Raw genomic sequence first — 12,723 nt, forward strand, 5'->3', positions numbered from 1 at the left:
TACACGGTCTATTTGGCTAGTTACTTATTGAACATATCAAATAGACCACCGATACCACCTTCACCTGATGAATGTCCGCCACCGCCTTGCGAAATCGGTGCTGCAGCGAAGACGCGGCTTGCTAATCGGCTAAATGGTAATGATTGAACCCATACAGTACCAGGGCCACGTAAAGTTGCAAAGAAGATACCTTCTCCACCGAATAGTGCCGTTTTTACGCCGCCAACCATTTCGATATTATAATCAACGTCAGAAGTCATCGCTACTAAACAGCCTGTATCCACACGTAATACTTCACCTGGCTGTAGCGTTTTTCGATGAATTGCCCCACCAGCGTGTACAAAAGCCATACCATCGCCTTCAAGTTTTTGCATAATAAAGCCTTCACCACCGAAGAAGCCTACGCCGATTTTCTTCTGGAATTCAACACCAACTGAAACGCCTTTAGCTGCTGCTAAAAAAGCATCTTTTTGACAAATAATTTTCCCTTTTAATTGGCTTAAATCCATTGGAATAATCTTACCTGGGTAAGGAGACGCGAAATAGACATGACGTTTCCCTGTACCGATGTTTGTAAATGTTGTCATGAATAAGCTTTCACCCGTTACTAGGCGTTTCCCTGCACCGAGTAATTTTCCCATAAGACCGCTTTGGCCATTGCCTTTCGAACCATCTCCGAAAATAGTTTCCATTTGAATTGCATCATCCATCATCATTAAGGCGCCAGCTTCTGCTACCACCGTTTCTTGCGGGTCAAGTTCAACTTGCACATATTGCATGTCATCTCCAAATACTTTGTAGTCGATCTCATGGTTATTCATCGTGTAATTCCTCCAATATCGTTTGTTGTTATTGTATACGATTATTAGGCAGGATAGTTTCATTACATAATTAATAATTTTAGAAAAAAAGGGAATAAGATAGAAAATGTCGAATATAAAAAACTAGAATGTGTATTATTTATCTTTTGTCAGTTATTTTTCTACTAGTGGTGAAAGTATGCATCATCTAGTTGAAATTACTGGAAATGAAGATAAAGCCTTTGGCAAGTGCCACCGATATTTTAACCTAACATTGCTTCGAAATTATTATTCGAGTCATATCTTTGTTATGAAAATTCGGAATTTTGGCATTTTGTATCTGCATATATATAATGCAGTGCGAATAGATAGCGACGGATATTTTCTGTAGTAAAAGCATTCGCGACGTGTTCAAAGAAGCCAAGGCATCATAGATATATCAGGGGGTGTGTGTAATGGAGATTAAAAACTATATCGGTGGTAAGTGGGTTACACATTCGCATTTACAAAGTATAGCAGTGACGAATCCTGCAAACGGAGAGCACTTAGCAACAATACCACTTTCAACTGCAAATGAAGTGACGGAAGCGGTAGCTGTAGCAAAGGCAGCACAAAAAAGTTGGGCACTTGTGCCAGCACCAAAGCGTGCAGATTATTTATATGCCATCGGTCAAAAGATGAAAGACAAGAAAGAATATTTGGCGACCGTTTTAACAAAAGAAATGGGTAAGGTGATTGAAGAAGCAAGAGGTGAGGTACAGGAAGGAATTGATATGGCTTACTATATGGCGGGCGAAGGTCGACGATTGTTTGGAGAGACGACACCGTCAGAGCTTGCCAATAAATTTGCTATGAGTGTACGTGCACCAATAGGCGTAGTAGGGCTAATAACTCCTTGGAATTTCCCTGTGGCAATCGCTACATGGAAGTCATTCCCTGCAATTGTCGCAGGCAATACATTTATTTGGAAACCATCAAATGAAACGCCGATGATGGCTTATGAAATGGGGAAAATTTTTGAAGAAGTTGGCTTACCAGAAGGGGTAGCGAATATTGTTTTTGGTACAGGGCCAACGGTAGGAACAGCACTAATAGAACATCCCGATGTAAAAGTCATATCGTTTACCGGCTCTACCTCAACAGGAAGTAAGGTGGCGGAACTTGGCGGCAAACATTTAAAGAAAATTTCGCTAGAGATGGGCGGCAAAAATGCTGTCATTGTTATGGATGATGCAGATTTACAGCTCGCTACAGAAGCGATATTATGGAGCGCATTTGGCACTGCGGGTCAACGATGTACAGCATGTAGTCGTGTGATTGTGCATAAAGATGTAAGAGAGGAATTAGAAAATCGTCTATTAGAAGCAATGCAATTTTTAACTATTGGAGACGGTTTGGATGAAAGTGTGAAAATTGGTCCGGTGATTAATAGAGCGGCATTAGAAAAAATTAATCATTATGTACAGATTGGTAAACAAGAAGGTGCAACCTTATTAACCGGTGGCAAAATTTTAAATGAAGCACCTTATGATAAAGGGTTTTACTATGAGCCAACATTATTTACAAATGTAAAGCCTCATATGATTATTGCACAGGAAGAAATTTTTGGTCCGGTCGTCTCTCTTATTGAAGTTGCCAATTTAGAAGAAGCAATCGAAGTCAATAATGGTGTTAAATTCGGCTTATCAAGCTCTATTTTCTCACAAAATGTGAATACGATTTTCCGCGCTCAACGCGACTTAGATACAGGTATTGTCTATATTAATGCAGGTACGACAGGTGCAGAAATCCATTTGCCATTCGGCGGAACGAAAGGAACAGGGAATGGACATCGAGATTCCGGTGTGGCAGCATTGGACGTTTACACAGAATGGAAGAGCATATACGTTGACTACAGCGGTAAATTACAAAGAGCACAAATCGATACAAAGTAACAGATCAATGAAAGGGGATGTTCTTGATGAAAGTTGTTGTATTAGGTGCAGGATTGATGGGGAAAGAGGTTGCTCGTGATTTAATAAAAAATAGTAAAGTGGAACAGGTCTTTTTAGGGGATATTGATGTAAAGACAGCCCAAAAATTTGTTGAGACGTTAAAGACAGATAAAGTTGAAGTCGTAGAACTTCATGCGGAAAATGATGACTCTTTAACATCGGTTATTGCGAAAGGTAATGTTGTTGTCAATGCACTGTTCTATTCGTTTAATGAACGTGTAGCACGAGCTGCGATAGAAGCTGGTGTCCATTCCGTCGATTTAGGGGGACATATTGGCGGTGTAACGGATAAGATTTTAGCATTACATGAAGAAGCAAAGGCAAAAGGTGTGACACTTATTCCTGACTTAGGTGTAGCTCCAGGTATGGTCAATATATTAGCGGGCTATGGCGCAACAAAATTAGATGAAGTGGAATCTATTAAGCTATATGTAGGGGGTATTCCAACAGAACCGAAGCCTCCGTTGCACTATACGCGTGTCTTTTCACTAGATGGTGTATTTGACCACTATACAGAGCCTTCTAAAATGATTCAAAAGGGGAAACTTGAAGAAGTTCCATCATTATCAGGTATTGAGCCTATTTATTTCGATGATTTTGGTGTGCTTGAGGCATTTTATACATCGGGTGGCATATCCACTCTTTATAAGACATTCCCGAATGTCCACACATTAGAATATAAGACAATACGTTATAAAGGGCATGCAGAAAAGTTTAAATTGCTAGCTGATTTAGGCTTTTTAGATGCTAGTAATAATGTAGAAGTCGATAACCTAGAAGTGCCTGTCAGAGCTGTTGTCAGGGAGGCGCTTAAGAAGAAGCTTGAACTTGGAACAAAGCCTGATGCGGTGCTATTACGGGTAATTGTTTCAGGAGAAAAGGCGCAACAGCAGGTCACATATGAATACGAAATGGTCGTACGTAAAGATATGACGAATAATGAAACAGCGATGGCTCGTGCAACAGCGAATACAATTTCTGTCGTTGCCCAAATGATTGGTGATGGTGCTATTACAGAACGTGGCGTGTTTGCTCCAGAAACGATTGTTCCAGGTGAGACGTATATTAAAGAAATGGCGAAGCGTGGTGTTGTCATTAAAGAAACATCACATAAGTCTGCAATGATTGTGAAATGGTAGGTGAAGCCCTTGAATTTCGATTTTACAACGGAGCAGGAAATCTTACGAAAAACCGTACGTCAGTTTGTGGATGATGAAATAATGCCACATATTGCAAAATGGGACGCCGCAGGCAGCTTTGATACAAGCATTTGGTCAAGACTAGCTGAACTCGGACTAATGGGTGTTTGCGTGCCAGAAAAGTACGGTGGTAGCGGCATGGATTATAACGCACTAGCCATCGTCTGTGAGGAACTTGAACGGGGGGATACGGCCTTTCGAACAGCTGTATCCGTCCATATAGGTTTAAATAGTATGACGTTAATGCAATGGGGCACCGAGGCACAGAAACAGCAATACCTTGTACCACAGGCGAAGGGGGTACGGATTGGGGCTTTTGGGCTGACTGAACCTGGCGCAGGTTCGGATGTAGCAGCCATGACAACAACGGCCATACGAGATGGTGATTGTTATGTGTTAAATGGGCAAAAAACATGGATTTCCTTATGTGATATAGCAGATCATTTTATTGTCTTTGCTTACACAGATAAAGCGAAAAAGCACCACGGTATCAGTGCCTTTATTGTAGAACGCTCTATGGTTGGCTTTACTTCTAAGGCGATTAAAGGCAAGTATGGCATTCGTGCTGGCAATACGGGTGAGCTCTTTTTCGAAGACTTGCGCATTCCAGTTGAAAATCGTTTAGGAGAAGAGGGAGAGGGTTTTAAAATTGCGATGTCTGCACTGGATAATGGTCGCTTTACAGTGGCGGCAGGCGCAGTAGGACTGATTCAAGCGTGTCTTGAGGCAAGTGTGAAATATTGCCATGAACGAGAGACATTTGGGAAGCCGATTGGCGAGCATCAACTTGTCGGACAGATGATTGCCAAAATGGAAGCGGGCTATCAAATGAGCCGACTGCTCGTTTATCGGGTTGGCGAGTTGAAAAATAAAGGTATTCGCAATACAAGAGAAACTTCCTTGGCAAAGTGGCAGGCATGTGATTTTGCCAATAAGGCAGCAGATGACGCACTACAAATTCATGGTGCGTACGGCTATTCGGATGATTATCCTGTGGCGCGTTATTTACGTAACTCGAAAGCGCCAGTGATTTATGAAGGTACACGAGAAATTCATACAATTATGCAAGCAGATTATGTGCTTGGTCGAAGAAACGATAAGCCATTAGCCAAAATGTTACCAAAATGGCCATTTGATGAGTAAATGACAGACATGTATTTTTATTGTACAGAAGGCATCAGGAAACTATTCCAGATGCCTTTTGTTATGGTGTTTGTTATGGTGTCAGGCACCAAAACAATTCTGAATTTGGTGCTAGTCCTTTTATTTTTTATGAAAATTTTTCATGTAATGTAACTTTATAACCTTTCAGTAGTCTAATTATAAAACAAGTAATATGAAGGAGTGGAAAATAATGAGAAGTAAATGGGTTGCTATATTTATGATTGTCGTATTAGTCGCCTTGCCAGGGATTTTTACATTGATGATTTCCCCAGACGCACAAGCTAAAGCAGCAAGTACAATAATGACAACGCAAAGTTGGCGAGCATCCTTTTCACAAACATTAAAAAATGTAACAGATGAATATGTCTATGTTACGGATGAATCGGGCAAAAAGGTGACGGCAACGATTACATTAGGCGAAGATAAAAAATCTCTTATTGTCAGTAACCTTTCTGCAGGAAGTTACCGATTACATGTGCAAAAAGAAGCTTTTGCTTATAGTACGTTGAAAGCAACATCCCATGATATTGCCTTTACTGTTATTGACAAAATAGAGACTGTTAAATCTGAAAAAGAGTTACAACAATATTTTGAAGCCGTTGTGGCAAATGGAAATAGAGGGCCAGAAATAAACGTCCTTGAAGATAGTGCTTCTAGTAGTAAAGATAGTGCCCCTGTTGCGGATAATTCTTCTACAACAAACAACCAAGTAGAAGGGGTCGAGGAGGGGGATATCGTCGTTGTTAAAGATGGCTTTATTTACGCTATAAAAGATCATAGTATAACGGTTGTTGACGCTAATCATCCTCAAGATTTGAAACTTGCAACGACAATTAAACAAAAAGAATCTCAATATATTACGAAATTAGCATTATACGATCAATTATTAATCGCTATCGGAGAAGAATATATTGAACAAGCAGGCACAAGCATGTCAACGGCAACTTTTTATGATATTTCAAATCCGAAAAATCCCAAAGTGATACGAGAGGTTGCGCAGGAGGGCTCTTTACAGGATATACGTATTACGAATGATACGCTGTATTTAATTGGCAACATGCATCCGAATTATTGGATGCTTCGAGAGGATAGTAAACCAGATTTAAAACCTAAAACGTATGATAGTGTAGTAAGTAAAGAATACAAAAGCTTAGCTATCGAGAAAATTTCTATTTTACCAAACACGATGGATGGCTCATATAGTTTAATTACGGCAATTGATTTAAAAAATGGTGCGAAAACATCAGCGAGTACGAAAGGTTATTTAGGTGGTAGTAGTGGACTTTATATGTCAGAAGATGCCCTCTACTTAACTACACCAAAATATGACGATAAACAAATAACGCCAATGGGAGGTATAAAGGATAGAATCTGGATGCCTCAATCAAATGATACACAAGTGTTTAAGTGGGACTTAGATGGAACGGTCTTGAAGTTTGTAGGTACGAGTGAAGTGAAAGGAACAGTGTTAAATCAATATTCAATGGATGAGTATGATGGAAAGTTCCGCATTGTGACAACTGAAGGAAATATGTGGGACGAAAAAAATATTTCTCGTAACCATCTGTTCATATTAGATGAGAACTTAAAGGAAATTGGTGCAGTAAAGGATATGGCACCAGGGGAAAAGGTGTATTCTGCCCGCTTTATGGGGGAGAAAGCCTATGTTGTAACGTTTAAGCAAGTGGATCCGCTATTTGTTATTGATGTAGCTAATCCACGAAAACCAAAAATACTAGGAGAATTGAAAATTCCAGGGTATAGCAATTATTTACATCCGCTTGATGATACACACTTAATAGGCATTGGTTATGATACGGAAGAACGTTATGATGCTTATACGAAACGCAATTTCACAGTGTCAACGAATATGAAAATGTCCTTGTTTGATGTGACAGATTTTAAAAATCCTAAAGAGCAATCTACCGTTAAAATAGGTGGTAAAGGCTCTTATTCAGATGTACAATACAATCCAAAAGCTTTATTCCGCAATAAAGACTATCATTACTTCGGCTTCCCAGTCGTGCTTTATGAAGAAGGAAAAGGCGATGAGATAGTCTACCAAGGTCAGGGTGCACAAATTTACGAAATTACAGCAGAGAAGGGCATTGTGCTCAAAGGGAATATTATAAATGGAAAGACAAATGAGCAATATGAGAATTGGGAGCAAGTTGTACAACGTGTTGTCTATGTTGGCGATACTTTATACACCGTTGCTCGCAATGAAGTAAAGAGCTACCAATTAAAAGATTTCAAAGCGCTTGATACACTGGTTATTAAATAATAGATTAAATCGAGTGGTGGCTTCTGCTTAGAACGCACACAACGTAAGAGGCAACTAGCGTGTGCGTGGTGAGGCGGATAACACCGACATAGCAAAAAAGTGTTAGATTGATTGCGGTCAATCTAACACTTTTTCTATTCGTGCTATTCACGATAAGGGAGAATTTCAGAGACAGTCACAAATTCATAGCCCTCACTCTGCAAGTAGGCTAATACAGCGTCAAGTCCATCTGCTGTTGATTGGTGAATATCATGCATTAACACGATGGCATTGTTGTGCATATTTTTTTTAATATATGTCAGTAATAATTGTGAATTACGATGTTTCCAGTCCAAAGTGTCAATGCTCCACAATACTACAGGAACAGGTATTTTCGCATTGATGTCGTCATTAGTAGCGCCGTATGGAGGTCTAAAAACAGTAGCGCCTTGATTAATCGCTAATTCAATTTCATTTGCAGTAGACGTATATTCTTTTAAAACTTGCTCCATTGGCATTTTAGTCAATACTGGATGATTCCAAGAATGGTTGCCGATTTCATGACCACGTGCGAGAACATCTCTCGCGATATTAGGATAGTGTTTCACACGACTTCCAAGCATAAAGAACGTCGCTTTCGCATTGTATTTATCGAGCGTATTTAAAATTTGTTCGGTTACTTTCGGGTGTGGACCGTCGTCAAACGTTAATGCAATACGTTTGGCGTTTGGATCTCCTGGAGAAACAGGCTTTGTAGGTTCCATTGTTTCCATAGCAATTTGAAAATCAGATGCTAGTAATGGATTAATAAGTGAAAGAGCAAGCTTCACTATAGGTGCACCTGCTGCGCCACTGGCAATTTCGTACTCATCAAAGTAAAAATGTATCGAATCATCGATAATAGCAAATCGATTAAAGTTTTCCCACTTCGGCTCAGTTACTTTCAGTAGCTCATCATTATTGAGCTGATCTTTTAGCTCAAGATTTTGCTGTAAGTCTTTGCGAACATAGGCTGCTAAAGTTGTCAGGTTATTGGTGTCGTTCTGTAATAATGTTTGGATATTAATTTCTTCACCCGTTTCATTATTAAAGAAAAACGTTTTAGTGGAAACGACATGATTTGCTCCGCCTAAATACAGCATTTTCGTCAAGACAAAAGAATAGTAGTGATCCTGATATGGGAAAGTCTCTAAATTTATAGTAAGCTCACCTGTTGCCTTTTTATCTTTATTTTTTTTCATAGATAACAGATAGTCTTCTTTTGCCTCTGTTATATACTGCAGTACGACATCGTTAAAAACTTCACTTTCTGTTTGTGGATAGTGAACGGCAAAAGGTTTGCGTTTATCTTTAGAAACGTCAGATGTAATACGTATACCTGGAAACGCAGAGTTTTCAGTGGATAGATTACTAGTAGCTTCACTGTTTGTGTCTTTTGAGGCACTAATTTTTTGGAATTTAAAATGATCCTTAGACAATACAATGACAAAGATGATGGATATTAATGTAACAATAAGCCCAATTAACAGAAAGTCAATCATAGGGCCGCGTTTTTTTCTGCGTTCCTGAATCAATGTTGGTACGCTCCTCTCTATAATTATTCTTCTATAAAATCAGACGTGCGAGTCAACGGAAAAGTTGTAGAAATCTACAAAGTTTTTGTTGAATTTAATAGAATTACAATAAAAAATAGTATGTAACAGTGTTTAAAACCTATCACGACAAGAACTTATAAAAGACTCGTTCAAAACAAACTGTATTTGGCACATTTTAGCTCAATGAAATTCGACGGATAAATGGATTTTGTACTGAAGGCATTGTATCATTTAGCGACAGATACAATTATTCCAAAATATAATTGATAATATCGAAGATTTTTTGTTGAGTTTTTATTTACAGTTCGTTACTATATGCAAGGAACCTTTTGAAGGAGGTAGATAACTGGAATGCTATCACGTGAAGTGGATAATGAACTTACTATTGACTGCTTGCTTCTTGCAGGGCGAATTATGATTGAAAGTGGTGCAGAAACATATCGTGTTGAAGATACGATGCTGCGTATGGCACAATCTCAAAATATGCTAGATGCGCAATGTTATGCTACACCTACAGGTATTATTTTTTCGTTAGGCAAGACACAGCCGACGAGAATCACTTCTATTTCCAGTAGGGTTACAGATTTGCAAAAAATATCCTTGGTAAATTCAGTATCTCGTAGACTCACATCTCACATAATATCATTAGAAGACGCTTATGACGAGCTAAAGTCGATACAAAAAACAAATTATTTTTTACCAATTTATATACAAATATTTGCAGCAGCACTTGCCAGTGGCTGTTTTCTGATTATGTTTAAGGGTGGATGGTCTGATTTCCCTACAGCATTTATTGCAGGTGGTCTAGGATTTCTTACTCTTATTCTAATGAATCATTTAACAAAAGTGAAATTTTTCTCGGAGTTTACGGCTTCATTAATTATTGGTGTTATTGCTTTTTTAGCAGTGAAGTTTAACTATGGTACAGAAATCGATAAAATTATTATTAGCTCTGTTATGCCACTAGTTCCAGGTATTTTAATCACCAATGCGGTAAGGGATTTAATGGCAGGTCATTTTATGTCAGGGATGGCAAAAGGAGCAGAAGCTTTTTTAACAGCTTTTGCTATTGGTTCAGCGATTGCCGTCATCCTATCGTTTTAGGAGGCGGAAGTAATGGATATAATTATACAATTAATTGTAAGTTTTTTTTCAACGGCAGGAATTGCGATTATTTTTAATGTACCAAGAAAAACCCTGTTTCATTGCGGTTTTGTTGGTGTAATTGGCTGGATGATTTATTATCTATTGACTGAGCGGGGAATGGACGTTGTAGACGCTTCGTTTTTCAGCTCATTTATCATTGCGATTGTTGCACATTTATATGCGCGCCGCTTTAAAATGCCAATGATTATCTTTATTGTAGCGGGAATCATTCCACTTGTGCCAGGGGGGATGGCCTACAACGCAATGCGTAATGTTGTGGAGGATGATTATTTACAAGGCTTACAATATGGGCTAAAGGCGTTTTTAATTACAGGTGCAATCGTGATGGGCTTAGTGTTTGCGGAAGTCTTAATGCAATTTGTATTTCGTGCTATCCGTTCAAGCAAGTCGAAGCTGCAAAGAACTTACCGAAAATAAAGTATCATCTTACACTATATAAAAAGATGTTAAATAAAAAGAGCTGCTCCGAAGCGTTGGATACTTCGGAACAGCTTTTTATCGCGTTGTTTATTTTACAAGTAATGCTTCGATTTCTTCTGGTGTAACAGGTTTGCTAATATAAAAACCTTGAATAGCATCGCAGCCGTAAGTGATTAATAAGTCAGCTTGCTCAGCTGTTTCAACGCCTTCAGCGACCACTTTTAACTCCATAGATTTACCTAACTGTACCATGCCATGCATAAGCTTTTGTGTTTTTTCGGACTTTAATAACGAACTAGTAAATGTTTTATCAATTTTCAATGTTCCTATTGGTAAAATTTGCATGTAACGGAATGAACCATAACCAGTACCGAAATCATCTAAAACAAAAGCAATCCCTTCGTTTTCAAGCTTTCGCATTTGCTGTGTAATAAAGGTTGCAGCTTCTGCTTCTAATGCGAATTTTTCAGTAATTTCAATTTGAATAAGATTGGCAGGGCAATTTGTTTTTGCTAACATATCAAGAATGGATTTAGCCATGTTTTTATCACGGAATTCACGTACAGATGAGTTAATAGCTACTTTTAAATTATGACCAGCCTTCTTCCAAATAAGTGCTTGCTCGCAAGCCTTTTCTATCATAAACGATCCAATATTGTTAATAAGACCCGTTTCCTCTGCGATTGGAATTAGTTCATCTGGTGAAACGACACCAATCACTTCATCTTCCCAACGAACTAGCGCTTCGACCGCTGTAATTTTACCCGAGTAGATGTCAACTTGTGGTTGATAAAGTACTTTTAGGTTTTTCTGGTCTAGTGCTTGTAGTAGACGTTTTTCAATTAAAGCTTTTCGATTTAATGCTTTATGTGTTGCTTTTGAAAGGGAGACAATTTTGTCACCACCTGCTTCACGCACATTAGTAATCGTTGCGATAGAGGCCTTCATGAGTTGAGAGAAGGTTGTTTGATCCTCAGGGTAGCGTGTAATACCACCACTAATTGAAATAGGTACTGCGATATTGCTGCTATAGATTGGATGCTGTTGTAAATAGGACAAGAAGCCTTGTATAAACCATTCACTTAATGGCGTAATGACAACAAAATCATTTTCGTTAATACGGGCCATCGTACTATCTTGGAAGTACATTTTGATGCGGTTTGTAAATTCGATAATTAGGCTTTGATTGATTTGTTGATCGTGTAATTCCTTTAATGTATAAAATTTATCGATACTTAAATAGACGAAGGAGAAGTGTTTTTCTTCCTCAATCATTTTTGTAATCACTTTTTCTAAACGATGGGCATTCATTAAGCCTGTTTCTGTATCGATATAGGCGATTTTTTCAAGTTGATGTTGAATCGTCTTAGACTTTGTAATATCCTTCTCAATTAAAATAAACTGTTGTTCATTAGCCTCTAAATTAAAAGTTGGGATAGCTGTGAGAAGTACCCAATAGGACTGCCCTGTTTTCGTAACCTTCTCGATTTCCCCTTGCCACGTATGACCATTATTTAAATTGCGCCATATCGTATTTGTAATCTTTTCACTCGCTTCGCTTTCAGGAAATAATTGCCAAAAAGTTTTACCAATCACTCGCTTTGGTGTCCATTGGCTAATTTTTAAAAACTCTGCATTACACTCCAATATAAAGCCGTCGCGATCCAAAGTCACTGTCATAAATGTAGAGTCTAAACCTTGCTTTAAGTCTACATATGTACTGCTGTTTGAAACAGAATTAATCATTAAATCTGGTAACATAAACATAATTAAAATAAGGTGTTCACCTTGTTCAAAAAATGGTTTTGCCAGCAATGCTGAAGAGATTTCTTCTTCAGAATGGGTGTACACTTGAACTTTATCTATATATGTACTTTCTGTATTGTGTAAAATCGCTTGAAACGTCTCAAATGAAAGATTTCTTAGTAGATTTTCATGTATGGATGGAGTAGTATGTCCTGTAATGTCAGTAACTGAGAAACCAAATAGTTCTTCAGCGTGTTTTCCCGAAATTGTTGCTTGTCCATTTTGCTTTATGACAATTGCAGGAAAAGGAAGTGAATTTATATAATGTTCATCTATCGTAAATGATTTATGCATAAGACTCATGAGTATTCGATC

The 12,723-nt window shown here is 38.4% G+C and carries 9 protein-coding genes; 6 read left to right on the plus strand and 3 right to left on the minus strand.

Translation table 11 applies throughout. The features are described from left to right. Positions 1 to 20: 20 nt before the first annotated feature. Positions 21 to 821, minus strand: coding sequence for a TIGR00266 family protein (locus MKY08_RS01745; protein ID WP_069512935.1), 801 nt, complete (start codon positions 819 to 821; stop codon positions 21 to 23). 434 nt (positions 822 to 1,255) lie between these two features. On the opposite strand from MKY08_RS01745, the gene MKY08_RS01750 reads away from it, so the two are divergent. From MKY08_RS01750 to MKY08_RS01765, 4 genes are all read left to right on the plus strand, one after another. After that, positions 1,256 to 2,734 carry an aldehyde dehydrogenase family protein gene (locus MKY08_RS01750; protein ID WP_069512934.1) on the plus strand — a complete coding sequence of 493 codons (1,479 nt, stop codon included), beginning with the start codon at positions 1,256 to 1,258 and terminating at the stop codon, positions 2,732 to 2,734. Between the two features lie 26 nt (positions 2,735 to 2,760). After that, on the plus strand, positions 2,761 to 3,933 hold the full coding sequence (locus tag MKY08_RS01755) for a saccharopine dehydrogenase C-terminal domain-containing protein (RefSeq protein WP_069512933.1): 1,173 nt from the start codon (positions 2,761 to 2,763) through the stop codon (positions 3,931 to 3,933). 9 nt (positions 3,934 to 3,942) lie between these two features. Further along, positions 3,943 to 5,136, plus strand: a complete 1,194-nt coding sequence (locus MKY08_RS01760) for an acyl-CoA dehydrogenase family protein (RefSeq protein WP_024362758.1) — start codon at positions 3,943 to 3,945, stop codon at positions 5,134 to 5,136. Positions 5,137 to 5,347: 211 nt separating this feature from the next. After that, entirely contained in the window at positions 5,348 to 7,441 is a 2,094-nt protein-coding gene (locus tag MKY08_RS01765) for a beta-propeller domain-containing protein (protein WP_069512932.1), read from the plus strand. A gap of 143 nt (positions 7,442 to 7,584) precedes the next feature. Here MKY08_RS01765 and MKY08_RS01770 read toward each other — a convergent pair whose 3' ends face one another. Further along, on the minus strand, positions 7,585 to 8,994 hold the full coding sequence (locus MKY08_RS01770) for a polysaccharide deacetylase family protein (RefSeq protein WP_256093214.1): 1,410 nt from the start codon (positions 8,992 to 8,994) through the stop codon (positions 7,585 to 7,587). Between the two features lie 372 nt (positions 8,995 to 9,366). Here MKY08_RS01770 and MKY08_RS01775 point away from each other — a divergent pair, with 372 nt between their 5' ends. Together MKY08_RS01775 and MKY08_RS01780 are read left to right on the plus strand one after the other, a co-directional pair. Next, positions 9,367 to 10,119: a threonine/serine exporter family protein gene (locus MKY08_RS01775; RefSeq protein WP_024362761.1), complete on the plus strand. Its 753-nt coding sequence runs from the start codon at positions 9,367 to 9,369 to the stop codon at positions 10,117 to 10,119. Positions 10,120 to 10,131: 12 nt separating this feature from the next. Next, positions 10,132 to 10,599 carry a threonine/serine exporter family protein gene (locus MKY08_RS01780; RefSeq protein ID WP_069512931.1) on the plus strand — a complete coding sequence of 156 codons (468 nt, stop codon included), beginning with the start codon at positions 10,132 to 10,134 and terminating at the stop codon, positions 10,597 to 10,599. Positions 10,600 to 10,689: 90 nt separating this feature from the next. On the opposite strand, the gene MKY08_RS01785 is transcribed toward MKY08_RS01780, so the two are convergent. Then, entirely contained in the window at positions 10,690 to 12,711 is a 2,022-nt protein-coding gene (locus MKY08_RS01785) for a bifunctional diguanylate cyclase/phosphodiesterase (protein WP_069512930.1), read from the minus strand. Positions 12,712 to 12,723 lie beyond the last annotated feature (12 nt).

The sequence above is a fragment of the Lysinibacillus sp. FSL M8-0337 genome (assembly GCF_038593855.1).
Lineage (GTDB): Bacteria > Bacillota > Bacilli > Bacillales_A > Planococcaceae > Lysinibacillus > Lysinibacillus sphaericus_D.